We start from the raw sequence: 25,503 nt of genomic DNA, 5'->3' as shown, positions 1-25,503 counted from the left end.
TGCGGCTCCGCCGGCCGGGGTCCGCCAGGGGATCGGGATTCAGCAGACCGTGCGCAGCAGATCGGTACGCATCCGGGGCTCGAACGCCCGGCACGTGCCCGGCGAGGTCTTCTTCGCCCGGTACATCGCCAGATCCGCGTCCTCCACCAGGCCCTCCGCGGTCCGCGCGGCGTCGCTGTAGGCGATGCCCACGCTGGCCCGGGTCAGCACGGTGCGCCCGGCGATCTCGAACGGCGCGCCGATCGCGTCGATCACCCGCTGCGCGATCTCCCACGCCTGCCGGCGCCCGGTGATCGGATCGAGCAGGACCGCGAACTCGTCCCCGCCGAACCGCGCCGCCATGTCCGACTCGCGCACCGAGGCGCGCAGCCGGTCCGCGACCCCGCGCAGCAGCTCGTCGCCGGCGGCGTGCCCGAGCGTGTCGTTGACCTGCTTGAACAGGTCGAGGTCCAGATACAGCAGAGCGGCGCCGGTGTCGTCGGCGAGAACCCGCTCCACCCGCTGCAGGAACAGTGCCCGGTTCGGCAGCCGGGTCAACGGGTCGTGATGTGCCTCGTGCATCGCGGCCTGGGTGTGCGCCCCGGTCAGCGCGAGACTGGCCTGCTCGCTGAACGCGGCCAGCACGTCACGCCGCTCCGAGTCGCGCACGTCCGCCCCGTGTCCGGCGATCACGAACCCGCCGGCCACCCGGTCGCCGATGTGCACCGGCGCGGCGGCCAGCCCCTCCTCGGCGACCGACCGGCCCGCGGTCATCGCCCGCCGGGCGGTCCGCAGCAGCGCGTCGCGGTCCACGCCGGCCAGACCGTCCAGCGACGCCACGGTCAACCGGCCGGGCTCGTTGAGATCGTGCAGCACCAGCGCGGCGACCCCGTCGTTCAGCAGCTCCCGGGCGCCCGAGGTGATCGAGTCCAGCAGCTCGCCGAGCGGGGTGCCCTGGCTGGCCGCGCGCTGCACCCGCAGCAGCGTCTCCAGCAGCCGTTCCCGCCGTTCCAGGGCCTGCACCAGGACCAGCCGGGCCTCGGCCTCGCGTTCGCGTTCCAGCCGCAGCTGGTGCTCGGCGGCGATGGTGCGCAGGCTGCGCATGGCCAGCCCGAGCACCTTCGCCATGCCCTGCAGCATCTGGCGTTCCTCGGCCGCGAACGGCTCGTCGGCCCGGGCCACGACCAGCCGCTCGTCGTGATCGGCGGCGACCACGTGCACGGTCACGTACGCCGGCCCGAAACCGGGGAACGTCGCGGTCTCGCAGCCCGACCGGATCGTGGTGAACAGCGTCGGGTCCGGGGAGCGGCCCAACCCCACCGAGGCGGCCAGGTCGTCGCCGAACACCACCGCACCGAGTTCGGCGTCGGTGGCCTCGGTCGCCCGCTGCACCGCGATCCGGGCGGCCATGCCGACGTCGCCGGCCCGGGTGATGGCGCTGAAATACTCACTGAGCTGGAGCATCGACCAGGCGGTCATCGCGTCAGCTCACGGCGAGGGCGGCCACGGTCAGGTGGTGCATGCCTTTCGCGCCGCCCTGCCGAACGATCTCGCCGTTGGTGTAGAAGCCGCTGAACGGAACCGGCTCCAGCTCGTCGCGCAGCCGTTCCACGGCCGACTCGATGCGCTCCGGGCCGAGTGCGAGGGGCCGGATGCAGCAGTCGAAGACCAGCACGCCCAGCGGCGGCACGCTGCCGGTCGCCTCGACCGCGGCGCGGGCGGCGGTCGCCGTCGCGCCGACCACCGCGTCCGGGTCGGCCGCCATGAACCACACCAGGGCGCCCTCGGGCGTGTCGGCCAGCCCGGCGATCGAGCGCTCCGCCGGGTCCGACGCGAAGATGATCCGCACGTCCTCGCCGGTGCGCCGGGCCAGCCCGAGCGGGCGTACCGTCGCGAACCGCAGGAACGCCTCCGGGTCCGCGGGCAGGTCGGGCGCCCCGCCGGTCCGGCGCAGGTACACGTCCAGCGCCGGCTCCCCGTCCAGCTCGTAGATCGTGCCGCCCTCGCTGCGGGTCACCACCATCGGCTCGCCGACCCGGTGCCAGCCGTGCGCCAGCCCGATCCCGAACGGCGACGGGGACCCGAGCGCCGCGCCGAGCACCGCGTTCGGCAGGAACCGCACGTCGGCGCCGGAACTGAAGAAGTGGAAGGTGCCGGCCTGCGTCACGTCGTCGCCGGCGCAGCCGCCGACCAGCGGAACGTGCGCGCCGCCCACCGAGTACGCCCCGCGGACCACCTCCTGCTGGTCGCCGCTGCGCCCGTCGCCGAGCATCAGCAGCACCCGGTGCTCGGCGTCGATGTCGTCGAGGGCGGACGCGACGCTCTCACCGGCGCCGTACAGGTCGGTGCTGTTGCGCGGCACGGCCCGCACCGAGGCCACGAATCCGTCCCCGCCGAGCGCGTTGACCACCACCCCGGCGCCGCGTCCCGCCGAGGTGAACTCGCCGGACGTCGAGCAGCCGATCATCGGTACGGCCCCACCGGCGGCCGCGTGCACCGCGGCGGCCATCTGCGGAGTCGAGTGCGACGGCGAGGCGAACACGATCAGCAGGGTCGCCCGCCGGCCGGCGAGCGCGTCACGGCACGCCTGCGCCCCGGCCTCGGCCGGATCGGCCAGCAGGCTGCGACCCACGCCGAACCAGCGCCCGTCGGGTTCGTTCATGCTCGCTCCTCGCCGTGCGGCCCGCGCGGCGCGAGCCCTCCGGGCCATTGCATCGGTCGCCGCGCCGGCAACCTGAGTGAAACCCCGCCGTCCCGCCCGGTGTGACCCGGCCGTCCCGCCCGGTGTGACCCGGCCGTCCCGCCCGGTGTGGTCCCCGGTGGGCAGACATCGATGGGACGCGGCATGATGGCCGGATGGGGATGGCATACGAAACCGCGCTCGCCTCGCTGTTCCAGCCCGAGGGCCGCCTCGATCCGTACCCCGCGTACGACGTGATCCGGGCGCACTCCCCGGCCTTGCAGGCCCTCGACGACCAGTGGTTCGTCACCACGTACGACCTGGTCAACCGGATGATGCGGGACCCGGGGCTGCGGGTGGCCGACCCCGGCGACTACGACCGGGCGTGGCCGGGCTGGCGGGACAACCGCGGCGTCGCCCCGGTGGTGCTGTCCATGCTGCAGGCCAACCCGCCGGACCACTCCCGGGTGCGCCGGGCGGCCGCCGCCACCTTCACCGCCCGCCGGATCGCCGCCATGCGCGAGGTCATCGCCGCGCAGGTGACCGACCTGATCGCGGAGATGCCCGCGGAGACCGACTTCATCGACGCCTTCGCCTACCCGCTGCCGATCGCCGTGATCTGCGCCCTGCTGGGCATCCCGGAGTCGGAGCGGCGCTGGTTCCGGCAGCGCGCCACCGACCTGACCGTGGTGCTGGAACCGGTCAGCACCGAGGAGGAGATGCGGCGCGCCGACAAGGCCGGCCGCGAGCTGGAGGCGTACTTCACCGGGCTGATCGCCGACCGCCGGCACACCCCGCGCGACGACCTGACCAGCGCGCTGGTCGCCGCTCACGACGGCGCGGAGGTGCTGACCGGCGAGGAACTGCTGGCCAACCTGGTGCTGCTGCTGGTCGCCGGCTTCGAGACCACCACCAACCTGCTCGGCACCGGCCTGGTGATCCTGCTGGAGCATCCCGAGCAGGCCGATCGGTTGCGGTCGGACGCCGAGCTCGCGCCGGCCTTCGTCGAGGAGATCCTGCGGTACGACTCACCGGTCCAGCTGACCCGCCGCTACACCACCGCGCCGGTCGACCTCGGCCCCGGCCGCCGGGCCGAACCGGGCGCCTGGCTCACCATGCTGCTCGGCTCGGCCAACCGTGACCCGGCGCGGTACCCGGATCCGCACCGGTTCGACCCGGACCGGCCGAACATCCAGCCGGTCTCGTTCGGCGGCGGCGCCCACTACTGCCTGGGCGCGCCGCTGGCCCGGCTGGAGGCGCAGGTCGCGTTCCCGCTGCTGCTGACCCGGCTGCCCCGGCTCGCCGTGGCCGGCGAACCGGTCCGCCGCGACCGCCTGGTGCTGCGCGGCTACGCCCACCTGCCGGTCACCACCGGGGCTTGAGCTCCCGGCTGAAGAACTCCAGGAAGCCGTCCGGATCCGGCCCGGCGTTCTGCAGAACCAGATGATCGAAACCGGCCTCGGCGTAGGTTCGCGCCGCGTCGAGGTAGGGCTGCGGGTCCGGCCCGCAGACGAACTTCTCGCGTACGTCCGCCACCCGCACGGTCTCCGCGGCCGCGGCGAAGTTCACCGGGTTGGGCAGCTCCGACATCACCTTCCAGCCGGTCAGCGACCAGCGTGAGGTCCGGTGCGCCTCCTGCGCGGCGGCCTCCACGGTCGGCGCCCACGCCATCGGGATCTCCGCGTACTTCGGCCCCGAGCCGCCCTTGCCGGTGTACGCGTCGACCAGGTCGCGGCGCGGCTCGGTGGCGAACAGCCCGCTGCCGTGCGTGGCGGCCAGCTCGGCCGCGTGCCGGCCACCGGCGGCGACCGCGATCACCGGCAGGGTCTCCGGCAGGTCGAAGACGCGGGCATCCTCCAGCTGCAGGTACCGGCCCTGGTACGACTGGTAGCCGCCCTGCCAGAGCAGGTTGATGATGTCCAGCGCCTCGGCCAGCATCTCCTGGCGTACCCGTACGCTCGGGAAACCCTGGCCGACGACGTGCTCGTTGAGCCGCTCACCGGAGCCGATGCCGAGCGTGAACCGGCCGTCGGAGATGATCGCGAGCGTCGCAGCGGCCTGCGCGATGATCGCCGGGTGGTACCGGACCGTCGGGCAGGTCACCCCGGTGGCCAGACCGAGCCGCTCGGTGCGCGCGGCGATCGCGCTGAGCACGTTCCACGCGAACGGCGAGTGGCCCTGCTCCTCCAGCCACGGGTGGTAGTGGTCGCTGATCTCGACGAAGTCGAATCCGGCCTCCTCGGCCCGGACCGCCTGGCGGATCAGCTCCTTGGGATCGAAGGCCTCGGCCATCAGTTTGTATCCGAATCGCATGTCTTCCCGCTTCCCGGCGGCCCGCCGGGTAAACCAGCCGTGCTGGAGGCTGTGCCCCGCGGCGCGGCGGCCGTGGACGGCGGCCCGGGCCGGGCGGCGGCGCGCGACGCCGCCCGGGGTGATCACCCGGCGGTGTCGCGCGCCGCCGGGTGATCGAGCGTCAGGCGCGTTCGAGGACCACCACGGGGATCTCCCGGTCGGTCTTCTTCTGGTACTCGTCGTAGTCCGGCCAGACCTCGACCATCTTCGCCCACATCGCCGGCTTCTCCTGCGGGGTCGCGACGCGCGCCGTGGCCGGGAAGCGGTCCCCCTTGATCTGGACCTCGACCTGCGGGTCCGCGCTCAGGTTCACGAACCACGCCGGCGGCGCGGCCGCTCCGCCCTTCGAGGCGACCACCAGGTAGGCGCCCTCGTGCTCCCGGAAGATCAGCGCGTGCGTCCGCTGCTCCCCGGACTTGCGGCCCTTGGTGAACAGGATCAGGATCTCGGTCCCGTTGCGCCAGTGGAACCCGTCCTCGCCGTCGGTCTCCAGGTACCGGGCGACGTGCGGGTCGCCGTGCAATTCGATCGCAGAAACCATGCCGCCAACCTACCCCGCCCGGATGTCCGCCGCCCGGCACGAATCGCCCGCGCTCGGCGATCCCGGTCACCCCGATCCGCCGTGCACGGCCGCCGTGGCGCGCCCGCGAACCACGCCGCCGCGGGCGCGGCCCGGGCGTGCGGCGCTCGGGTGGCGGACTTGAGGGTTCCGGTGGCGCGAACCGAACGGCAACCGGGAGGTGACCGGTCGGCACTCCGCGGGCCGCCCGGCCGCCCGAACTGGGGGGCATGACCGACACGATGGTGGTTGAGCTGGGACTGCAGGCGATGAGCATCGCGGCGAAGATGTCCGCTCCGGTGCTGCTGACGGCCCTCGCGATCGGTTTCGCGATCTCGCTGTTCCAGTCGGTGACGCAGATCCAGGAGGCGACGCTGTCGTTCGTGCCGAAGGCGGTCGCGATCGGGGCGGTGCTGCTGTTCACCGGCAACTGGATGCTGCACGAGATGCTCACCTACACCGAGCAGCTGTTCGAGCGGGTCCCCGACCTGCTGCGCTGATCCAGCCCAGAACTGATCTCGACAAGGGGCCGCCCGGTGGGGCGGCCCCTTTTTCGTGTCCGCACACCGGGCGGCGCGTCGCGCGCCGGACGTGCGGGGCCGCGTCGCGGGCCGGAAGGTACGCCGCGGGCCGGGACTTGCGCCGCGGATCGGGACGTGCGCCGCGGATCGGGACGTGCGCCGCGGGCCGGGACGTGCGCCGCGGATCGGGACGTGCGCCGCGGGCCGGGACGTGCCGCGGGCCGGGACGTGCGCCGCGGGCCGGGACGTGCGCCGCGGATCGGGACGTGCGCCGCGGATCGGGACGGGCGCCGCGGATCGGGACGGGCGCCGCGGGCCAGGACGTGCGCCGCGGGTCGGGACGTGCGCCGCGGGCCGGGAGGCGCGTCGCGCGCCGGCGTCGCGCGGGCCCGCGCTGCGGGAGGCCGCGCCGGTCACCGCCGCCGGGGCCTTCGGCGGCGTTAATGGCTGGACCGGCCTGCAAGGATGTCGACATGCGCAAGATTCCGACGGTGTTCCGGCGTGATCCGGACAACCGCAAGCGGGTGCTGCCCGAGGCCAACCCCGAGTGCCGCTGGGTGCTCGCCGGCGAGGGCGTCGCGACGCGGAAATACGACGGAACGTGCGTGCTGCTCGACGAGGACGGCGTCTGGTGGGCGCGCCGCGAGGTGCGGCCCGGTCGCACCCGGCCGCCCGGCTACCGCCCGGTGATGACCGACGAGAACACCGGTAAGACGGTCGGCTGGGAGCCGATCGCCCAGTCGTCGTACGCGACGTGTCACGCCGAGGCGGTCGCCCGCCGCGCGGACTGGCAGCCGGGCACCTACGAGCTGATCGGCCCGAAGATCAACGGCAATCCGGAGCGGACCGCGGGTCACGAGCTGATCGCCCACGCGGCCGCGGAACGCTTCGACGTGCCGCGGGACCTGGACGGGCTGCGGGCGTGGATCCTGGCCCACCCACGGTACGAGGGCATCGTCTGGCATCACCCGGACGGCCGCCGCGCCAAGCTCAAGCACCGCGACTTCGCCTGACCACCGGCATACCGGCCGTGGCCACCACGCCCGTGGTGGCCGGCGTTCCCGTGGTGGCCGGGATGCCGGTGGTGCCGGGCGTTCCCGCGGTGGCGGGGATTCCCGCGGTCGCCGGGAATCCCCTGGTGGCGGGCGTTCCGGTGGTGACCGGGGTTTCCGCGGTCGCCGGGGTTTCCGCGGTGGGCGGGGCGGGTTCCGGCTGGGGCGCGCCGCCGGACCGGGTGCGCGCCTCCACCCGCTGGCCGCCGTAGACGCCGAGCAGGACCAGCGCGATCCCGGCCACCGACACCGGCCCCAGCCGGTCGCCGGCCAGCAGGGTGCCGAACAGCACCGCCCAGACCGGCTCGGTGCCCAGCAGCAGGCTGGCGCGCGACGCCGAGGTGCGGCGGATCGCCCAGAGCTGGACGACGAACGCGAAGACGCTGCACCCGAGCGCCAGGTAGAGCACGGCCAGCCACTGCGTGGCACCGAACCCGGCCGTCGCCGGGACCAGGGCCGGGCCGGCCGCCACCGTGAACACCGCGGCGCCGGTCAGGGTCTGCAGGGCGGTCAGCGTGGTGGTGTCGTACGGCCGGTCACGGGTCAGGTGCGCCGACAGGGTGACGTGGCCGGCCCGGACCACGGCGGCGGCCAGGATCAGCGCGTCGCCGGCCGACGGCGCCCGCAGTCCGGGGCCGGCGACCAGCAGCGTGACGCCGCCGACCGCGGCCGCTGCGGCCAGGAAGAACGCCGGGGGCAGCCAGCGCCGGCCGAGCACGCCCTCCAGCACCGGGGTGAGCAGGATGGTCAGGCTGATCAGCACGCCCGCGTTGGTCGCGCTGGTCCGCGCCACGCCGTACGTCTCCAGCGCCAGGACGGACGCCTGCGTGGCGCCCAGCAGCAGCCCGACGCCGAGCTCGCGCCGACCCGGCCGGCGGCGGGCCAGCAGCGGCAGCATCGCCGCCGCCGAGACCAGGAACCGCCATGCCAGCACGACCAGCACACCACCGGCGACCACCAGGGTCTTCGCGGTCAGATAGCTGCTTCCCCAGACCACCGCCACCGCGAGCAGCAGCGCGTCACTCATCCGACTCCTCGACACAGGGTGAGCCTGGGACCCGCCGATCCGGTAGACAAGAGGCCAACCTCTGAATCGACGATGTAGTGGAGCCTGATGGATCCGCACCACCTGCGGCTGTTACGCGAGCTCGGCGACCGTGGCAGCGTCGCGGCCGTGGCCCGCGCGCTGCACATCACGCCGTCCGCGGTGTCCCAGCAGTTGAACACCCTGCAACGGGCGGCGCGGGTGCCGTTGACCACGCGCAGCGGGCGGCGGCTGGCGCTGACCGAGGCCGGTCGGGCGCTCGCCGCCGCGGCCGTCGAGGTGATCACCGCGCTGGACCGGGCGGACCGGGCCGTCGGGGCGTACCTCGACGACCCAGCCGCCCCGGTCAGCGTGGCCGCGTTCCACAGCGCGGCGCTGACCTGGTTCCCGCCGTTGATCCAGCGGCTCGCCGCGGCCGGCGGGCCGCCGGTGCGCTGCGCGGACGAGGACGTCGCGCACGCCGACTTCCCGGGCCTGGCCGGCGACTACGACCTGGTCGTGGCCCACCGGCTGGCACACAGCCCGCCGTGGCCGGCCGACCGGGTGACCGTCCTGCCGCTGATCTTCGAACCGGTCTACGTCGCGATGGCCGCGGACTCCCCGCTGGCCGCCAAGGCGCGGCTGACCGCGGTGGACGTGGCCGGCGGGCCGTGGATCAGCGTGCACGAGGGCTTCCCGCTGGAGGGCGTGCTGACCGCGATCGCGGCCGCCGCCGGCCGGCCGCTCGACATCGTGCACCGGATCAACGAGTTCACCGTCGCGGCCTCGATGGTCGCCGCCGGAGCGGCCATCGCCCTGCTGCCCGCTCGCACCACCCGCCCCGACCAGCGGCTGGTCCTGCGCCCGCTCGACGACCTGCCGGCCGGGCGGCACATCGACGTGCTGACCCGCCCGGAGACCCTGCACCGGGCGGCGGCACGGACGGTCCTGGACGTGCTGCGCGAGGTCAGCCGTGGCGGTGATGCTTCTTGACGTACGTGTAGCCCGGCTCCAGGGTCTCGTCGATCTGCTCGTTCTCCAGCGCGCGCTGGTAGGCGGAAAGCTGTTTCTCCGACGGCTGGGCGCCGGGCGGCAGCTTGCGGATGAACCCCTTCACCCAGTGCTCCCGGCGCTCGTGGTGCTCACCGCCGGTCTCGGCGTCCTCGTCCGGGTGCGGGGCGGGCTCCACCAGCGGGGCGTAGAACAGCAGGTCGACCGGCTCGCCGCCGGCCACCGCCGGATAGGCCGGCTGACCGGCCGGGTCGACGCTGCCCTCCACCCGGGTCACGTAGCCCTCCCGGATGAGCTGCTCCACCGCGTTCTTCAGCAGGAACGCGCCCTTCGCGCCGCGGCCGAGCCCGGCCTGCCGGGCCAGCGCCGGCTCCGGGAACACCGCGCTGCCGTCGGAGAAGACCCGGCCCAGCCGGCGTACCGCGTTCAGCACCGCGCCCCGGTTCGAGGCGCCCGGAACGAAGTCACGGGTGACCACCTCCGGGTCGTACTCGTGGTAGTAGTTCACCCCGTCGATGCGCAGCGGGTCCTCCAGCGTCCTGGTGCGCATGACCACCGCGTCCCGGCCGGCCTGCCAGGTCACCGTCACGCGCATCCCGGTCCGCAGGTCGGACGGCCAGGTGATCCCGGTGAACCGCCAGCCGTCGTCGTCCTGGCGCAGCCCGGCCTCGAACACCTCGCGGATCGCGGTGATGCCCTTCACCCGGTGCTCCAGGACGACCGTGACCGTGTCGCGCCCCCGCAGCGCCTCGACGATCTCCGCCGGCGCGCCGCACGCCGCGCCGTCGAGATCGGCCCGCCGCAGCGTGACCCGGCGAGACACCGTACGCATGTTCCACTCCCTGTTACCGCAGGTCAGAGAGAATGCTCGCACGTCGGTCCGGAAAACCGGAACCCGGCGGCGCCCCGGCCACCGGGATCCCGGGGCGGCGGCCCCGGCCCGGCCGCCGGAGCCGCCTGCCGGAGCCGCCTGCCGGAGTCCGCGCGGAGCGCGGCTCAGGCGAACAGCTGGGTGCCGTACCTGGTCAGCACCAGCAGGGCCAGCGCGAGCAGCCAGATGGTCACCGCCACGGCGTCCAGATCCGCCTCGATCGCGGACTTCAGCGCCGGACGCATCCGGGCCGGCAGCGGCAGGTTGCCGTCGCGGATGTTGACGTGGGTCAGGGTGGCGAACACCAGCGTGGTCGAGACGGTGACCAGCAGGCACCACGGGCACAGCGCCCCGATGTGGAACATCGCCTGGTAGAACAGCCAGTAGGCGAAGATCACGCCGAGCGTGTAGACGGTCTGCGCGGCACACATGAACCAGCGGGGGAAGCGCACCCCGCCCAGGGCGGCCACCGCCAGGGTGATCACCACCGGCTCGGCGACCAGGCCGAGGAAGGCGTTCGGGAAGCCGAACAGCTGCGCCTGCCAGGACAGCGCGACGGTGCCGCAGCTGATCACCGAGTTGATGTTGCAGGACAGGGCGGTGTCCGGGTCCTCGGCCAGCCGGATCGCGTCGACGGACAGCACGAACGAGGCGAGCAGGCTCAGGCACGCCGAGAACAGCATCGTGCCGAAGATCCAGGTGTTGGAGTGCCGTACCCGGCGGACCACCGCCAGCGGCGTGCTCACTGCTGCCCCGCGGCCGCGGTGACGGCCTGGGTCAGCGGCCCGGCGGTGTACAGGTCACCCTTGAAGACCTCGCCGTTGATCTTCACGGTCGGGGTGCCGGTGATCCCGGACTCGAAGGCGGCGTCGGTGGACCTGGCGATCCACGGCTCGAAGATCCGGTCGTCGAAGACGTCGACGACCTCCTGCGGCACGCCGGCCTGCTGTGCCAGCTCGGCGATCCGCGCGTCGCTCAGGCCCTCGGTGTTCTCCTCCGGCTGGGCGGCGAACAGCGCCGCGTTCAGCGCGGTCACCTTCTCCGGCGCCCGGTCGGCGACGGTGACGACCGCGTTCGCCGAGCGGGTGGAGTACCGGGTGCCCCGGGACATCCGGTCCAGGAACGACAGCGGGTGCAGCTCCACCCGGGTCCGGCCACCGGCGATCAGCTTGTCGATCTCGCCGCTGTTGGCCTGCTCGAACCGGCCGCAGTACGGGCACATGTAGTCGAGATACACCTCGAGCTTCACCGGCGCGTCCGCCTTGCCGAGCACCAGCGCGCCGTTGTCCGTGGCGCCCTTCGGCACGACCAGCGCGCCGGAACCGCCGGAACCCGAGCCGACCGCGTTCACCACGGTCACGCCGATCGCGATCAGCAGGCCTGCGATGATCACCGCCCCGGCGATCCGTAGCGGCCGCCGCTTGCCCCGCTGTTCGGCGATCGCCAATTGCGCCTTGCGCAGTTCCCTGGACCGGTCCCGTGCCTGCTTGCCCACCGCGCTCACCCTCCCGCGCCCGACTTCGTCAGGTTCAGCCTGCTGGAGGATCGTGACGCGTGACCAAGGTGAAAGGTCCGTAATCAGCAGGACCATCGGCCGGTACCCGGCTGCCGGGCCGCGCCGAGGCGCGGGCGGGCGGTGGGCGGCGAGCGCCGAGGACAGCCCCGGCCCGTACGGGTGTGGCCGGGTCAGGACCAGACCGCGCGTACCGCGTCGGCGAGCGCCGCGCCCTGCCGCAGCCCGGCACGGACCGCGGCCGGCCGCCGGGCCGGGTCCATGAAGTCCGGACCGATCTCGGTCAGTGCCGCCTCGTCCGGCTCGATCAGCAGGCTGCGGCCAGCTTCGGCCGCCGCCATCTCCTCGACGATCCGCTCCCGGCCGAGCATGGCCAGCGGCGCGACCACCACCAGCCGGTCGGCGCCGGCGGCCAGGTCGGCGCCGGCGCCCAGCCGCACCCCGCCGTCCATGTAGCGCCGGCCGTCGATGGTGACCGGCGGCATCAGCCCGGGCACCGCGCAGCTGGCCGCGACCGCGCTCAACAGTGGCACCCCGGAGGCGGCGTCGAGGACCACATCCCGCCCGTCGGCGGTGTCGACGACCACCAGCCGCAGATCCCGGGCGGGCCAGTCGCGCACCGGCAGCAGCGGCGCCATCCGGGCCAGGTAGCTCTGCTCGTCCTGGGTGACCGCGGCCAGCGCCATCGCGCCCACCCGGGCCCGGGCCTGCCGGGCCGGCACGTCCGGGTCGACCAGCACGGCCAGCGCGGACAGCCATGGGCCGCCGCCCACGCCGCGCCGCGGTGACCGGGGCGGTCCGGGATCGCGCTCCTGGCCGTCCACCGCGGCCTCCAGGTCCACGCCGGCGGCCAGCACGGTGCCGACCACCGACCCGGCGGACGTGCCGATGACGGTGTCCGCGTCGCCGAGCGGGACGCCGGCCCGCTGCAGCCCGCAGAGCAGGCCGAGGTGCCACGCGATGCCGGTCACGCCGCCGCCGCCGAGAACGAGAGTTTTCGTCACGGAAACGAACGGTAACCACCGCGCCGTCCGGTCACAAGGGCGGCCAGGTCACCCCGCCGCCGGCGCGGGCGCGCCCGGCGTCAGCCCGGCCGCCTCCGCCGCGGCCGCCGCCTGCCGCAGCACCACCCGCTGCGGCCGGCCCAGCCGCCGGGCCAGTGCGGCCACCTCCTCGAACTCCGGCATGGCCTGCACGATCACGCCGCCGCGGTGGCCCACCTTGATCATGACCGGTTCGCCCGCCACCCGCACCGGCACGAGGCAGCGCTCCAGCACCGTCCGGCGCCGTACCGACTCGCGTATCCCCAGCGTGCTGGTGTGCTCGAAGACGAGGTCCCGTAACCGGGCGACGCGCTCCGGCGGGCACAGCACGCCCAGCGTGTGCGCGGGGCGGCCCTTCTTCATCACGATCGGCGTCAGCCACGCGTCGGCCGCGCCGGCGTCGAGCAGACCGGCGAGCACGCCCGGCCACAGCCGCGGGTCGAGATCGTCGACATTGGCCTCCAGGAGCACGGTCACCGGCGGCGGGGCGTCCCCCTCGGCCGCGATCATCATCCGTACGACGTTGGCCCGGTCCGGCCGGTCCCGCCCACCCGCGCCGACCCCGACCACGCCGGGCGTCATCGCCGGCAGGTCCTCGCACACCGGGGCGAACGTCCGCAGCAGCGCCATCCCGGTCGGGGTGGCCAGCTCGCCCGGGCCACCCGCGCACACCCGCCAGCCCAGCGCCAGCTCGGCGACGGCCGGCGCGGGCACCGGCAGCTCACCGTGCGCCCCGCGCACCCGCCCCGAGCCGAGCGCGACCGGCCCGGCCGAGACCGAGGTGACGCCGAGCTCGTGCAGGGCCGCGCAGCACCCGACCACGTCGGCGATCGCGTCGAGCGCGCCGACCTCGTGGAAATGCACGTCGCCGGGCTCGATCCCGTGCACCCGCGCCTCGGCCTGCGCCAGCCGGGCGAACACCGCGAGCGCCCGCTCCCGGACCGCGGCGGGCAGCCGCGCCGCCGCCAGCACGGCGCGCAGTTCGGTCCAGGCGCGCCGCGGCGGTTCGGCGGCGACCACCTCGACGTACGCCCGGCCGGCGCGCAACCCGGCGCGGGTCACCTGGCCGAAGCCGATCCGCACCGCTTGCGGCACCACCGCGTCCACCGCCCGCTGCACCGCCGCGACCCCGGCGCCGGCATCGAGCAGCGCGCCGAGCAGCATGTCCCCGGCCACCCCGGCGGACACGTCGATCCACGCGTGCCGGCCCGGGGTTGCCGCGCCCGGGCCGGGGGACGGGCGCTGGGCGGCGCCGGGCGCGGCCGGTTCGACCGCGTGCGGTGCCGCGAGGGTGATCTTCGCCGGGTCGGGTGTCGCGGGGGCAGTCCGGGCCGGGTCCGGTGTCGTGCGGCTGGCGACCGTGGTGTCCGGGGCCGGGAGGGTGGTGGTTGCGGTGTCCGGGGCCGGGAGGGTGGTGGTTGCGGTGTCCGGGGGCGCCGAGGGGGTCGGGCGGCTCCCGGTGGCGGGTGGGGCGGGGGCGATGGGCGGGTCCGCGGCGATCTGGGCGGCGAGATGGCCCGCGCCGTACCCGTTGTCGATGTTGACCACCGCGACCCCGGGAGCGCAGGCGTTCACCATGGACAGCAGCGGCGCCAGGCCGCCGAAGGCGGCGCCGTAACCGACCGAGGTCGGCAGCGCGATCACCGGTGCGGGGATCAGCCCGGCGACGACGCTCGGCAGGGCGCCGTCCATCCCGGCGGCGACCACGACGGCCCGGGCGCGGCGCAGCAGGCCGAGGCGGCGCAGGATCCGGTGCAGCCCGGCCACCCCGGCGTCGACCACGAGCTCGGTGGGCCGGCCCAGGTAGCGCGCGGTCAGTTCGGCCTCACGGGCGACCGGTAGGTCGGAGGTGCCGGCCGCGATGACGACCACCAGGCCGCCGGCCGGGGGCGGGGGAGTGGGCGGCCAGGCGAGCAGCGCCGCGTCGGCGTCGTGCCGGGCGTCCGGCAGCTCGGCCAGCACCGCCGCGGCGTGCGCCGGCTCGGCCCGGGTGAACAGGGTGGTCACATCCGGCCGAGCGCGGATTGTCGCGGCGATCCCGGCGACCTGCGCGGGGGTCTTGCCGGCGCAGAAGACGGCCTCCGGATATCCGCGCCGGGCGGCCCGGTCCAGGTCGAGGTCGGCGTAGTCGAGCGGCGCCGCCCCCGGCTCGGCGCCGGCCCGGCCCGCGGTGCTGGCATCGGAACCGGCGGTGCTGGCATCGGAACCGGCGGTGCTGGCATCGGAACCGGCGGTGCTGGCATCGGAACCGGCGGTGCTGGCAGCGGAACCGGCGGTGCTGGCAGCGGAACCGGCGGTGCTGGCAGCGGAACCGGCGGTGCTGGCAGCAGAGCCGGCGGCGCTGGCATCGGAACCGGCGGTGCTGGCATCGGAACCGGCGGCCCTGCCAGCGTGACCGGCGGTGCTCGCCGCGGAACAGGGGCCCGGGCCGCCAACCCGGGCACCGGCCGGGGCGGGGTCGGCGGGCCGGGCGGCAGCGGGCGGAGGAGGGGCGGGCGCGTGGGCGCCGGTCGGAACCGGGGCGATGCCGCTGGTCGGGGAGGGGTCGACGGGCGGGGCCGGGAAACCGGCCGGGGTGGCGGCCGGGCCGGGCGCAGGCCGGTCAGTCACGGGCGGCCCGGACCAGCGGCAGGGTGAAGGCGCCCGACTGGATGCCGGCGATGTCCAGGGCGGCGAACCGGAAACCTGCGGCCACCACGGCCGCGTGGAGCGCTTCCCGCAGCGGTGTGCGTACCGCCCGCGGCAGATCGTCCGGGGGCAGTTCGATGCGGGCGACGTCGCCGTGATGGCGTACCCGGAAATCGGCGAAGCCCAGCCGGCGCAGGGCCGCCTCGGCCTGCTCGATCTGCGCCAGCTTGACCGGCGTGACCTCGCTGAAGTGCGGAATCCGCGAGGCCAGGCAGGGCGCCGCCGGTTTGTCGGCGCAGGGCAGGCCGCAGGCCCGCGCCAGGCGGCGCACGTCGGACTTGCCGAGGCCGAGGTCGGCCAGCGGCCGCAGCACCCGGTGCGCGGCGGCGGCGCGGGCGCCGGGCCGGTCCGGGCGGCGGGCGTCGTCGGCGTTCTCCCCGTACGCCACCGCGTCCACCCGGTACGCGGCGAGCACCTCGTCACCGATCCGCGTGAACAGCTCGTCCTTGCAGTGGAAACACCGGTCCGGTCCGTTGCGCCGGTAGGCCGCGCGGTCGCCCTCGCGGGTGAGCACCTCGGCGACCGGGACCCCGAGGTGGCGGGCGACCTCGTGCGCGGCGGCCCGCTCGTCCTCCGGCAGGCTCGGGGAGACGCCCAGCACGGCCAGGACCCGGTCCCGGCCGAGCGCCCGCGCCGCGAGGGCCAGCAGCAGCGACGAGTCGACGCCACCGGAGAACGCCACCGCCAGCCGATCGATTCCGGTCAGCAGCGTGCCGAGTCGGGTCACCGCATCGTCGAGCTCCGTGCCGGCCATCGTGCTCTCCTCTCTCGGCGGCTTCCAGCTCATCGCAGCCCGGGACGGATGGCAAGCGTTCCCGCGCCCGGTCGGTCCATGCGGTGACGACCGGCCCGGCGGTACGGAGCGCCGTCACCGGGTCGGGTTGGGCGCTCGGCCCGGTGCTGTGGCGCGCCGTCACCGGATCGGGTTCGGCGCTCAGCCCGGTGCTGTGGCGCGCCGTCACCGGATCGGGTTCGGCGCTCAGCCCGGTGCTGTGGCGCGCCGTCACCGGATCCGGTTCGGCGGCCGCCCGGTGCGGGTTGGGGGTGTCGTCATCGGATCAGGTCCGGCGACCGGCTCGGCGGCGCAGGAGCGCGGCGGTGGCCAGCACCGCGCCGGTCCCGGCGAGCAGCGCCAGCAGGATCGCCACGAGCGGTGGCCGGGTCTCGTCCGATGCCGGCGCCGCCGCCCGCGCGGCGGGTGTCGATGCCGGCGGGGCAGCGGCGGCCGACCGGCGGGACGCCGACGGCGAGGCGGCGGGCAGCGGGTAGCGGCGCAGCACCGGCCGGGCTCCCTCGGAGACGGTGAGCAGCGCCGTCCCGTCGGCGGTGTACGCGACCGCCTCGCCCTGTGGCTCGTCCGGCAGCGCGATCTGCCGCGGGGCGCCGGAGGTGAGCGCCGCGACGACGTCGCCGCCGGTCACGGTGTACTCGAAGGCGTCCGCGTAGGTCCGCAGCACCACCCGCGTCCCGTCCGGGCTGCCCGCCGCCCCGGTGATCACCAGACGGCCGGCCAGCGAGAACGGATTGCCGGTGGTGGTGAACGGCACGGCCACCTCGCCGGCCCGTCGCAGCGGAGTCGTCCCGCCGGACCGCAGCGGCCCCTGCGGGACGTAGATCCCGGCCGACCCCGCCGACTTGGTCACCACGATCGGGGTCTGGTCCGCCCCGATCAGCAGCGCTTCCGCGTCGTGCGCCCCGTCCGGGTACGACATCCGGTACAGGCGCGGTTTCGCCGCCCCGGGCGACAGCTTCCACACCGCGACGGTGTCACGGTTGTTGCCGTTGTCGCCGATGTCGCCCACCCACAGCGTCCCGTCCGGCCCGAGTTGCAGGTCCTCGGTGTCGCGCGGGCGCGACGGGTACGACACCGCCTTCGCGACCGAGCAGTCCCGGTCCAGGTAGAAGATCTTCCGATGGGACGCCTGGTCGGCCCCGTCGTTGACCGCTATGTATCCGTCGGCGGTCGCGACCAGGCCGGACAGCTCGTCGAGGCGTTCGTCGTCGATGGTGCAGACCGGGCCGGCCGTCACCGCGGCCGCGAGCAGGGGAGCGAGGAGCAACACGCCCCATTCGACCACGCCCGTGCCAGCCCGCCCGTCCCCGCCGGGCGGTCAGCGGGGCCGTGCGCTCAGAGCGGCTTGGTGCACAGCACGCCCGGCATCGGGAGGTAGCCGAGCGCCCGTCAGCTCCGCCCGGGGCACGCCCTCCCGGGCGGCCGCCGCCCACACCGCGGCGACCGCGTCGTGGTCGGCCCAGGTGAAGGTCCGGATCCGGGTGGTCAGCGCTTCGGCAGCGCGTCGGCCAGCAGCTGGACCAGGTGCACGCCGGAGACGTCGGCCAGGTCGCCGGCCTGGGTGCGGCAGGAGAACCCGTCGGCCAGGAAGATGTCACCCTCCTCGGCCTTCTCCAGCGCCGGCAGCAGCTGCTGCCGGGCCACCTGCACGGACACCTCGTAGTGCCCGCGCTCGACCCCGAAGTTGCCGGCCAGCCCGCAGCAGCCGCCGAGCCGTTTCACCGTCGCCCCGGCCCGCTTGAGCAGCTTGGCGTCGGCCTCCCAGCCCATCACCGCGTGGTGGTGGCAGTGCGGCTGGGCGATCACGCGGACGCCGTCCAGCGACGGCGGGGTCCATCCGGGTGTGGCGGCGAGCAGCTCGGCCACCGTTCTGGTGGCGCCGGCGACCGCCCGCGCCGCCTCGTTGTCGACGAGTTCGACGGCGTCGCCGCGCAGCACGCCGGTGCACGACGGCTCCAGCCCGACGATCGGGACGCCCTGCTTGACCGCCTCGTGCAGCTCCTGCACGGTGGCGCCGAGGATGCGCCGGGCGGCGTCGAGCTGGCCGGTGGTGATCCAGGTCAGTCCGCAGCACGCGGTACGGCTGGTGATCTGCGGGGCGTAGCCGGCGTCGGTGAGCAGGTCGACCGCGGCCCGGGCGATCTCCGGCGCGAAGTGGTCGGTGAAGCTGTCCACGAACAGGATGACCGGCTTGCCGGTCGCGGCCGGGGTGAACGACGCCCGGAACGTCCGGTCGGCGAACGTCGGGATGGAGCGCCGCGCGTCCACGCCCGCCGCAAACAGGGCGAGGCGGCGGATGCCGGGCAGGCCGGTCATCAGGTTGGCCAGGCGCGGCATCCGGGACGCCAGCCGCGACCACCGGGGCAGCCAGCCCAGCGAGTAGTGCGACCGGGGCCGCAGGCGGCGCCGGTAGCTCTGGTGCAGCACCTCGGACTTGTACGCCGCCATGTCGATCCCGGTCGGGCAGTCCGACGCGCAGCCCTTGCAGGCCAGGCAGAGGTCGAGCGCGTCGTGCACGGCCTCGGCCCGCCAGTCCGGGGCGAGGTCACCGTCGAGCATCTCCTGCAGCACCCGGGCCCGCCCCCGGGTGGAGTCCTTCTCGTTCTTGGTGGCCAGGTACGACGGGCACATCACCCCGCCGAGCACGGTGGTGTCGGCGCGGCACTTGCCCACGCCGGTGCACCGGTGCACGGCCTGGTTGAAATCCCCGCCGTCGTGGTGGTAGGCCAGGGCCAGCCCGGTGGTGACCTTCCGCGCCTGCGACACCCGGATGTTCGCGTCCACCGGGTCGGGGTCCACCAGGTTCCCCGGGTTCAGCAGGTTGTCCGGGTCGAAGGTGTGCTTGATCTGCCGGAACAGGTCCATCGCCGCGGGCGAGTACATCCGGCTCAGCAGCTCGCTGCGGGCCCGCCCGTCGCCGTGCTCGCCGGAGAGCGACCCGCCGTAGCTGACCACCAGGTCGGCCGCGTCCTCCAGGAACGCCCGGAACCGGCCCGGCCCGCCCGGGGAGTCCAGCGGGAAGTCCAGCCGCACGTGCACGCAGCCGTCGCCGAGGTGCCCGTACGGCATCGCGCTGAGCCCGTGCCGCTCGACCAGCACGTCGAAGTCCCGCAGGTACGCGCCGATCTTGGCGGGCGGCACCGCGGCGTCCTCCCACCCGGCGTGCGCGGGCAGGCCGGACGGCGCGCGGCCGGCCAGCCCGGCGCCGTCCTCGCGGATCTTCCACAGTGGAGCGGCCTTCGCCGGGTCCTCGACGACCAGCGAGTCCTCCGCCCCGGCGGCGGCGACCAGCCGGGCCACCCGGTCGCGCACCTCGTCCGGGTCGTCACCGGCGATCTCGACCATCAGCCACGCGGTGCCGGCCGGCAGCGGCGGGACGGCGTCCGGGCCGCGCCGGCTGCGCACCACGTCGCAGATCCGGTGGTCGAGGCCCTCGCAGGCGGTCGGCCGGAACTGCAGGATGCCGGGGATGACGTCGCCGGCCGCGCCGAAGTCCGGGTAGCCGAGCACCACCAGCGTGCGGTACGCCGGGTCGGCGACCAGGCGCACCGTCGCCTCGGTGACCACGGCCAGCGTGCCCTCGCTGCCGACCAGGAACTCGGTGAGGTTGAAACCGTTCTCCGGCAGCAGGTGCTCCACGGCGTACCCGGAGACCTGGCGGCCGAAGGTCGCGAACTCGGTCCGGCCGACCGCGAGGTTGGCGCCGATCAGGTCGCGCAGCGCGCCGGTGATCTTCTCGGCGCCCCGCAGCGGATCGGTGACCAGCCGTTGCCCGTCGATGGTGTACGCGCTCAGCGCCACCACGTTGTCCGAGGTGCGCCCGTAGCCGAGGGTCCGGGAGCCGCACGAGTTGTTGCCGATCATGCCGCCGATGGTGCAGCGGGTGTGCGTCGACGGGTCCGGCCCGAACCGCAGCCCGTACGGCCGGGCGGCGGCCTGCAGCGTCGCCTGGACCGTGCCGGCCTGCACCCGCGCGGTGCGGGCCTCGCCGTCCACGGCCAGCACCCGGTTCATGTGCCGGCTGAAGTCGAGGATCACCCCGGGGCCGATCGCGTTGCCGGCCACCGAGGTGCCCGCGCCCCGGGCGGTGACCGGGATCCCGAGCTCGCGGCAGACCCGCAGGGTCGCCGCCACGTCGTCGTCGTGGCGCGGCCGGACGATCGCCTGCGGCACCACCCGGTACAGGGAGGCGTCGCTCGCGTACGCCGCTCGGTGTGCCGTGTCGGTCAGCACGTCGGACACGCCCGCCCCGGCCAGGGCATGGACGAGGGAGGTCGGGATCGCTGCGGTTGTCACGTTTGTTCAGGGCAATCTGTCGGCGGGCAGTGCGAGCACATTACCGACATGGTAGACGCGGGTGGGTCGGCCTTCCCGCAGCGCGGGACGCGGTCGCGCAGGTCACAGACCGGCCCGATCCGGTACGCGAGGGCGGCCCCGGATCGTACGGGCAAGGCGCTGTCGTGCCCCGGTCGGCGGATATCCGTCCTGCTCAGCGGTTTGGCACGGGCGGTTACGGGCGTCCGGCACCCATCGCTGAAATACTTGCAGGACGTCATGGCGTACGCGGGGCACGGGGGTCTAGGCTCGGACGCTGTCAGCTTTTTCAGGGAGGGCGGGGTGACGGTGGCCGATGCCGCGTCAGGGACCCGGTTGGTGCGCCGCCCGCGGGACGGCCGCCGGATCGCCTTCGAGGTTCTCGGCCCAGCGCACGGTTTCCCGGTCGTCCTGCTGCACGGCACCCCCGGCAGCCGCCTCGGCCCCCGTCCGCGCGGCATCGTGCTGCACCGGCTCGGCATCCGGCTGATCACTTACGACCGCCCGGGTTACGGCGACTCCGACCGGGTCCGCGGCCGCGACGTGGCGCACGCCGCGCAGGACGTCCGGGCCATCGCCGACGCGCTCCGGCTGGACCGGTTCTCGGTGGTCGGCCGCTCCGGCGGCGGCCCGCACGCGCTGGCCTGCGCCGCCGACGCCGCGCTGCGTGACCGGATCATCCGGGTCGCGGTGCTGGTCAGCCTGGCCCCGGCGGGTGCGCCCGGCTGGTTCGACGGGATGAACGACGACAATCACGAGCAGATGAGCAAGGCGGTGACCGACCCGGCCGAGCTGGAGTCGGAGATCCGCCGCCGGGCCACCGAGATCAGCACCGATCCGGACTTCCTGCTCGGGCTGCTGACCGAGCAGATGACCGTCGCCGACCAGCGGGTGGTCAGCGACGCGGCGCTGCGGCGGCAGCTGCGGCTGTCCTACCGCGACGCGATCAAGAACGGGCCGTACGGCTGGATCGACGACCTGTTCGCGCTGCGCCGGGACTGGCAGGTCGACCTGCGCGCGATCACCGCCCCGGTGCGGCTGTGGCACGGCGGGGAGGACACCTTCGCCCCGGCGGTGCACTCGCGCTACCTGGCCCACCAGATCGGCACCGCCGAGCTGGACGTGCGCCCGGGCGCCGCGCACTTCGACGCGATGCCCGAGCTGCCGCGCACGCTGCGCTGGCTGGCCGCCCGCCCGGTCGTCGCCGGCCTGGCCCGCTGAGCCGCCGGCCCGGGGCCGGTCAGTAGGTGTGCGGGTCGAGGATCCGGTAGACGCGCCGCCGCCGGTGCAGTGACCGCACCGTCGGGTGGTCGGAGCCGAGCCGCTCGGCGAGCTGCTCGGCGATCTGCAGATGGTCGGTCCGGCCGGTCAGCGCGAGGTTGCCCTGGCTCAGGTAGGTGTCCGGGTGGTCCTCGTCCAGTGTGCAGATCAGCCGGTCGACGGTGTCGGCCAGCAGCTGCCGGCCGGTCTCGCGCTCGCCCGACTCGATCAGGAACAGCGCCAGGTTGTTCTCGGCGGCCATCGTTGCCGGGTGCCGTTCACCCAGCTTGTCGCGCAGCGCCCCGGTGGTGGCGCGGGCGATCGGCAGGGCGAGCTCGACCGCGCCGGCCTCGCCCAGCGCCACCGCCAGGTTGTGCCGGCCGATCAGCACGTACGGATGCCCCTCGCCGAACCGGCGTACCAGGATGCTCTCGACCTGTTCGAACTCCGCCCGCGCCGTGGCGAAGTCCTCGGTCAGCAGCATGGTGGCCGCCCGGCTCAGCCGGGTGATCAGGGTTTCCGGGCTCTCCGGGCCGAGGACGACGGTGAGCCGCTCGTAGGCCTCGTCGAGCAGCTCCCGTGCCTCGTCGACCTGCCCGGCGCCGCGCATCGACACCGCCAGGTTGGTCTGCACGCTGAGCGCGTCCCGGGAGTGCTGACCGTACAGTTTCTCGAAGCCGCGGCGCACGCCGCGCAGCAGGTTCACCGACTCGCGGTACTCGCCGGCCTCGCGCAGGTCCCGGCCGACGTTGTTGGCGGACAGCAGGGTGCGGAAATGATCGTCGCCGAGCGTCTGCGTCATCCGCTGCAGCGTGGTCCGGTCCATGTCCAGCGCCCGCCGGAAGTCGCCGGTCAGCCGGTACGACGTGCCCAGGTTGTTGGCGAACGCCAGGGTGCGCCGGTTGTCCTCGCCGAACCGGTCCGCCGACAGCCGGTAGGTGAGGATGTCGCGTTGCAGCGCCTCCTGGTAGTGCCCGAGCGCGCGCAGGTCGGCGCCGTAGCTGCCGGCGGTGAACAGCGTGTACGGGTGGCTGTCGCCGATCAGGTCCTCCTGCGCCCGCAGCGTCTCACGGTCCAGCTCCAGCGCCTGCCGGAACTCGCCCAGGCTGCGCAGCAGGTTCCCGCGGTGGAAGCGCAGGTGCAGCAGCCGCACCAGCAGCGCGTGCCGGTCCTCGTCGTCCGGTGACAGGGTCTCCAGCTGCGCGCTCCACCGCCGGTCGGCGCGGATCGCGTAGTCCAGGCCCTGCCGGAAGCTGCCGACCAGATAGATGTACCGGATCCGGTCGATCACCAGCTGGCGCACGTCGTCGTCGCGGCACCCCTCCGGGTCGGAGCCGTCCAGGTGGCTCCAGAGCAGCCGGAACGCGTCCCAGGTCTGGGCGTCCTCGACCTCGCCGGCCGGCCGGGCCCGGGCCAGGACCCGGTGCACCGCGTGCCGGACCTCGGCGAGGCGTTCCGGTGCCATCCGGTCGCGCAGCGCGCTCTGCAGCAGCCGGTGCACGGTGACCCGCCGCTTCTCCGGGTCCAGTTTGACCAGCGACAGCCGGTTGATCGGCTGCATCAGGGCGGACGTGACGTCGTGCTCGGACATCCGGTCGGCGAGCTGGCGGGCCACGTCCTTGTCGTACTGGGCGATGACCCGGGCCACCTCGTCGCTGTAGAGCAGGCTGAGCGAGATGTCCGGCTGCAGCACCGAGGCCAGTTGCAGCAGCCGGTAGGCGCCGTTGGAGGTGGCGCGCAGCCGCTCCAGGATGACCTCCCACACCCCGATGGCGGCGTTGCGCACCGTTCCGGACTTCTCCAGGCCGGACAGGTACTCCTGCGCCGAGCGGCCGGTGTCGTGCAGCCAGGCGGCCGCGAGCACCACCAGGATCGGCAGGTCGCCGACCGCCTCGGCGACCCGGTCCGCCTCGGCCCGGGTGATCGCCTGCGTGCCGACGCGGAACCGCAGGTGTTCGATGCTCTCGGCGCGGCTGAACCCCTCCACCTCGATCACCTTGGCGACGTCGCCCCACTCGGCGTTGCGGGTGGTGACCAGCAGGTGCCCGTTGCCGCGGGGCAGGTAGCGGGCGATGTCGGCGTGCCGGTCGGCGTTGTCGAAGATCAGCAGCCAGCGCAGCGGGGTGCCCTCGCGGCCGCCGCCGCGGCTGAGCCGGCGCACCACCACGCCGGCGGTGTCGTCGAGGGTCGCGCGCCGCGGATAGTTCAGCTCGGCGCCGAGGTCGGCCATGATCGTCTCGACGAACTGGGGCGGGTCGGCCGGCACCCACCAGATCACGTCGTAGGCCCCGGCGAAGCGATGTGCGTACTCGATGGCCAGCTGCGACTTGCCGGTCCCGGCGCCGCCGACCAGCGCCACCGGGGTGCCCCCGGCCCGTTTGAGGGTCTCCCGGATCCGGCGCAGCTCGGAGTCGCGGCCGGTGAACCGGGGGTTGCGGGTCGGCGGATTCTGCACCTGCGGCAACTCGCCGGGGTAGCGCGGCAGCGTCGCGTGCCAGTCGGCGGCGCCCCGGTCGTCCGCGCCGACCAGCCGCAACGCGCGCCCGATCGCCGACTCGGCGCCGTGCCCGTGGAGCGAGTCCCAGGCGTCGAACTCGTCCGGGGCCGGGGTGCTGTCGCCGACGCAGAGCGCCACCGCGGAACGGTTGCCGGTGCCGGCGAACTCGTCGGAGTGGAGCACCACCTCCCGGGTGCCCGGATCGGCCGGCTCGCCGGACCGGCCGCCGTCGACGACGCGCAGCCGGGCGGCGGTGTAGACGGCCAGCGCCCACTCGGCCCACACCTGGTCCTGCGGGGCGTACCGCAGCATCAGGGTCTCCTCGACCAGGGCGGGTTTGCGCTCGAACCGGGCCACCACCTGCCGGCGCAGGCCCGGTTCCAGCGGCGGCATCCGGTTGACCCGCCCATCGGTGATGTAACCGGTCAGCCGCTCGTACGAGGACAGCAGGCTGGCCGGGTTGCCGGGCTCGTCGCCGAAGGTGGCCAGCATCTCCTCGTACGCGTAGTAGGTGCGGTACGGCACCTCCACCTCGTACCAGTAGTTGCGCCGCTCCTCCTCGGTCATCCCGGCCGGCAGCCGGGTGAAGCGCCGTCTCGCCAGGGTGCGGCCGGCGTCGGCCTTGGACTGCTCGCCGTTGTCGACCCGCATCGGCACCGGCAGGATCCGGCGCAGCCGCTCGTCCTCGTAGGTGCGGATCTGCGCGGCGACCGACGCGCCGCCGTCGATGCCCTGCTCGCTGAGGGTGAAGCAGTCGACGATCACGTCCGGCAGGTGGATCGTGCAGATGTCCGCCACGTCGCTGAGCCCGGTCCGGCTGTCCAGCAGGGTGTAGTCGTAGCGGCTCTTCATGTCCTCGCGCAGCGCGTCGAAGAAGTGCGCGCCGCCCAGCCGGTTGTAGAAGTCCTCCCAGTTGAGGCCGTTCAGGCTGGCTTCGTACTCCAGGCTGCTGTGCCCGGCCAGCAGCACGTCGAGCGAGCCGCCGCCGGGGAACGCCCAGTTGATCGAGAAGGCGTACCGCTCGGCCTTGGCGTACTCGCGGTACCAGTCGGCCGGTCGCTCGGTCTCCGGCAGGCCGTTGCCCCGCTCGTCGCGCGGCAGGGTCGCCCACTGGTACTCGGTGATCAACCCGATCACGCCGCGCGTGGTGGCCACCTGCTCAGGGCTCAGGAACGGGGCGAAGAACCGGTGCAGGCCGGGGGACTCCAGGTCCCAGTCGGCGGCCAGCACCCGGTGGCCGTTGGCGGCCAGGATCCACGCCACGTTCGCCAGCGCCATGGTGCGCCCGGTGCCGCCCTTGTACGAGTAGAAGGTGACGATCTGCCCCTCGCGGTCCACCATGGTCG

Annotated in this window: 20 protein-coding genes; 6 read left to right on the top strand and 14 right to left on the bottom strand. The window is 74.4% G+C overall.

Annotation, left to right across the window (positions count from 1 at the left end; genetic code table 11):
• Positions 1 to 39: 39 nt before the first annotated feature.
• A complete protein-coding gene (locus tag ACTEI_RS19275) occupies positions 40 to 1,458 on the bottom strand; it encodes a GGDEF domain-containing protein (RefSeq protein ID WP_122978924.1) in 1,419 nt (472 codons plus the stop codon).
• Positions 1,459 to 1,462: 4 nt separating this feature from the next.
• Positions 1,463 to 2,641 (bottom strand): FIST signal transduction protein, encoded by a 1,179-nt coding sequence (locus tag ACTEI_RS19270; protein ID WP_164466022.1) that lies wholly within the window; start codon positions 2,639 to 2,641, stop codon positions 1,463 to 1,465.
• A gap of 200 nt (positions 2,642 to 2,841) precedes the next feature.
• Between ACTEI_RS19270 and ACTEI_RS19265 the strand changes: the two genes are divergently transcribed.
• Positions 2,842 to 4,041 carry a cytochrome P450 gene (locus tag ACTEI_RS19265; protein ID WP_122978922.1) on the top strand — a complete coding sequence of 400 codons (1,200 nt, stop codon included), beginning with the start codon at positions 2,842 to 2,844 and terminating at the stop codon, positions 4,039 to 4,041.
• Here the strand turns inward: ACTEI_RS19265 and ACTEI_RS19260 are convergent.
• Together ACTEI_RS19260 and ACTEI_RS19255 are read right to left on the bottom strand one after the other, a co-directional pair.
• Entirely contained in the window at positions 4,025 to 4,972 is a 948-nt protein-coding gene (locus ACTEI_RS19260; RefSeq protein ID WP_122982262.1) for a TIGR03557 family F420-dependent LLM class oxidoreductase, read from the bottom strand. The two genes, ACTEI_RS19265 and ACTEI_RS19260, sit on opposite strands and share 17 nt — an antisense overlap.
• Before the next feature lie 160 nt (positions 4,973 to 5,132).
• Entirely contained in the window at positions 5,133 to 5,552 is a 420-nt protein-coding gene (locus ACTEI_RS19255; RefSeq protein ID WP_122978921.1) for a nitroreductase family deazaflavin-dependent oxidoreductase, read from the bottom strand.
• A gap of 248 nt (positions 5,553 to 5,800) precedes the next feature.
• Between ACTEI_RS19255 and fliQ the strand changes: the two genes are divergently transcribed.
• Both fliQ and ACTEI_RS19245 read left to right on the top strand, forming a co-directional pair.
• On the top strand, positions 5,801 to 6,070 hold the full coding sequence (gene fliQ, locus ACTEI_RS19250) for a flagellar biosynthesis protein FliQ (RefSeq protein WP_122975918.1): 270 nt from the start codon (positions 5,801 to 5,803) through the stop codon (positions 6,068 to 6,070).
• A 494-nt stretch (positions 6,071 to 6,564) separates the two neighbouring features.
• A complete protein-coding gene (locus tag ACTEI_RS19245) occupies positions 6,565 to 7,104 on the top strand; it encodes a DUF5565 family protein (RefSeq protein WP_122978920.1) in 540 nt (179 codons plus the stop codon).
• On the opposite strand, the gene ACTEI_RS19240 is transcribed toward ACTEI_RS19245, so the two are convergent.
• Positions 7,082 to 8,170, bottom strand: coding sequence for a DMT family transporter (locus tag ACTEI_RS19240; RefSeq protein ID WP_122978919.1), 1,089 nt, complete (start codon positions 8,168 to 8,170; stop codon positions 7,082 to 7,084). The two genes, ACTEI_RS19245 and ACTEI_RS19240, sit on opposite strands and share 23 nt — an antisense overlap.
• Positions 8,171 to 8,257: 87 nt before the next feature.
• Here ACTEI_RS19240 and ACTEI_RS19235 point away from each other — a divergent pair, with 87 nt between their 5' ends.
• Positions 8,258 to 9,160, top strand: a complete 903-nt coding sequence (locus ACTEI_RS19235) for a LysR family transcriptional regulator (RefSeq protein WP_122978918.1) — start codon at positions 8,258 to 8,260, stop codon at positions 9,158 to 9,160.
• Here ACTEI_RS19235 and ACTEI_RS19230 read toward each other — a convergent pair.
• The 5 genes from ACTEI_RS19230 to larB form a co-directional block, all read right to left on the bottom strand.
• On the bottom strand, positions 9,135 to 10,010 hold the full coding sequence (locus ACTEI_RS19230; RefSeq protein ID WP_122978917.1) for a hypothetical protein: 876 nt from the start codon (positions 10,008 to 10,010) through the stop codon (positions 9,135 to 9,137). The genes ACTEI_RS19235 and ACTEI_RS19230 overlap by 26 nt on opposite strands.
• Positions 10,011 to 10,174: 164 nt before the next feature.
• Complete coding sequence (locus tag ACTEI_RS19225) at positions 10,175 to 10,795, bottom strand: vitamin K epoxide reductase family protein (RefSeq protein ID WP_203723669.1); 621 nt, start codon at positions 10,793 to 10,795, stop codon at positions 10,175 to 10,177.
• Positions 10,792 to 11,544: a DsbA family protein gene (locus ACTEI_RS19220; protein WP_122978916.1), complete on the bottom strand. Its 753-nt coding sequence runs from the start codon at positions 11,542 to 11,544 to the stop codon at positions 10,792 to 10,794. Before ACTEI_RS19220 ends, ACTEI_RS19225 begins: the two co-directional genes overlap by 4 nt.
• A gap of 191 nt (positions 11,545 to 11,735) precedes the next feature.
• Positions 11,736 to 12,566, bottom strand: a complete 831-nt coding sequence (locus ACTEI_RS19215) for a patatin-like phospholipase family protein (protein ID WP_122978915.1) — start codon at positions 12,564 to 12,566, stop codon at positions 11,736 to 11,738.
• Between the two features lie 48 nt (positions 12,567 to 12,614).
• Positions 12,615 to 14,717 carry a nickel pincer cofactor biosynthesis protein LarB gene (larB, locus tag ACTEI_RS38455; protein ID WP_244940691.1) on the bottom strand — a complete coding sequence of 701 codons (2,103 nt, stop codon included), beginning with the start codon at positions 14,715 to 14,717 and terminating at the stop codon, positions 12,615 to 12,617.
• Positions 14,718 to 14,796: 79 nt separating this feature from the next.
• On the opposite strand from larB, the gene ACTEI_RS37155 reads away from it, so the two are divergent.
• The gene (locus tag ACTEI_RS37155; RefSeq protein WP_164465790.1) at positions 14,797 to 15,000 is read left to right on the top strand and encodes a hypothetical protein; all 204 of its coding nucleotides are present in this window, start codon (positions 14,797 to 14,799) and stop codon (positions 14,998 to 15,000) included.
• Between the two features lie 207 nt (positions 15,001 to 15,207).
• Here the strand turns inward: ACTEI_RS37155 and larE are convergent, their stop codons facing one another.
• The 3 genes from larE to ACTEI_RS19185 all read right to left on the bottom strand — a co-directional run bounded on the left by larE (position 15,208) and on the right by ACTEI_RS19185 (position 20,382).
• Entirely contained in the window at positions 15,208 to 16,047 is an 840-nt protein-coding gene (gene larE / locus ACTEI_RS19200) for an ATP-dependent sacrificial sulfur transferase LarE (RefSeq protein ID WP_122978914.1), read from the bottom strand.
• Between the two features lie 304 nt (positions 16,048 to 16,351).
• On the bottom strand, positions 16,352 to 17,356 hold the full coding sequence (locus ACTEI_RS19195) for a hypothetical protein (RefSeq protein ID WP_239082414.1): 1,005 nt from the start codon (positions 17,354 to 17,356) through the stop codon (positions 16,352 to 16,354).
• A gap of 215 nt (positions 17,357 to 17,571) precedes the next feature.
• Entirely contained in the window at positions 17,572 to 20,382 is a 2,811-nt protein-coding gene (locus tag ACTEI_RS19185; RefSeq protein WP_239082415.1) for an FAD-binding and (Fe-S)-binding domain-containing protein, read from the bottom strand.
• 321 nt (positions 20,383 to 20,703) lie between these two features.
• On the opposite strand from ACTEI_RS19185, the gene ACTEI_RS19180 reads away from it, so the two are divergent.
• The gene (locus tag ACTEI_RS19180) at positions 20,704 to 21,621 is read left to right on the top strand and encodes an alpha/beta fold hydrolase (protein ID WP_239082416.1); all 918 of its coding nucleotides are present in this window, start codon (positions 20,704 to 20,706) and stop codon (positions 21,619 to 21,621) included.
• 19 nt (positions 21,622 to 21,640) lie between these two features.
• Here ACTEI_RS19180 and fxsT read toward each other — a convergent pair whose 3' ends face one another.
• Positions 21,641 to 25,498, bottom strand: coding sequence for an FxSxx-COOH system tetratricopeptide repeat protein (fxsT, locus tag ACTEI_RS19175; protein WP_122978911.1), 3,858 nt, complete (start codon positions 25,496 to 25,498; stop codon positions 21,641 to 21,643).
• Between the last annotated feature and the right edge of the window lie 5 nt (positions 25,499 to 25,503).

Source organism: Actinoplanes teichomyceticus ATCC 31121, from assembly GCF_003711105.1.
GTDB lineage: Bacteria > Actinomycetota > Actinomycetes > Mycobacteriales > Micromonosporaceae > Actinoplanes > Actinoplanes teichomyceticus.
The sequence above is the reverse complement of the archived record's forward strand: the minus strand, read 5'-3'. Positions and strand labels throughout refer to the sequence as shown.

Excerpts from the sequence above, each read along its gene's own strand:
- ACTEI_RS19235 (WP_122978918.1), top strand. The coding sequence starts at position 8,258 with ATGGATCCGCACCACCTGCGGCTGTTACGCGAGCTCGGCGACCGTGGC.
- fliQ (WP_122975918.1), top strand. The coding sequence starts at position 5,801 with ATGACCGACACGATGGTGGTTGAGCTGGGACTGCAGGCGATGAGCATC.
- ACTEI_RS19240 (WP_122978919.1), bottom strand. The coding sequence starts at position 8,170 with ATGAGTGACGCGCTGCTGCTCGCGGTGGCGGTGGTCTGGGGAAGCAGC.
- ACTEI_RS19245 (WP_122978920.1), top strand. The coding sequence starts at position 6,565 with ATGCGCAAGATTCCGACGGTGTTCCGGCGTGATCCGGACAACCGCAAG.
- ACTEI_RS19230 (WP_122978917.1), bottom strand. The coding sequence starts at position 10,010 with ATGCGTACGGTGTCTCGCCGGGTCACGCTGCGGCGGGCCGATCTCGAC.
- ACTEI_RS19265 (WP_122978922.1), top strand. The coding sequence starts at position 2,842 with ATGGCATACGAAACCGCGCTCGCCTCGCTGTTCCAGCCCGAGGGCCGC.
- ACTEI_RS19275 (WP_122978924.1), bottom strand. The coding sequence starts at position 1,458 with ATGACCGCCTGGTCGATGCTCCAGCTCAGTGAGTATTTCAGCGCCATC.
- ACTEI_RS19260 (WP_122982262.1), bottom strand. The coding sequence starts at position 4,972 with ATGCGATTCGGATACAAACTGATGGCCGAGGCCTTCGATCCCAAGGAG.
- larE (WP_122978914.1), bottom strand. The coding sequence starts at position 16,047 with ATGGCCGGCACGGAGCTCGACGATGCGGTGACCCGACTCGGCACGCTG.
- ACTEI_RS19270 (WP_164466022.1), bottom strand. The coding sequence starts at position 2,641 with ATGAACGAACCCGACGGGCGCTGGTTCGGCGTGGGTCGCAGCCTGCTG.
- fxsT (WP_122978911.1), bottom strand. The coding sequence starts at position 25,498 with ATGGTGGACCGCGAGGGGCAGATCGTCACCTTCTACTCGTACAAGGGC.
- ACTEI_RS19255 (WP_122978921.1), bottom strand. The coding sequence starts at position 5,552 with ATGGTTTCTGCGATCGAATTGCACGGCGACCCGCACGTCGCCCGGTAC.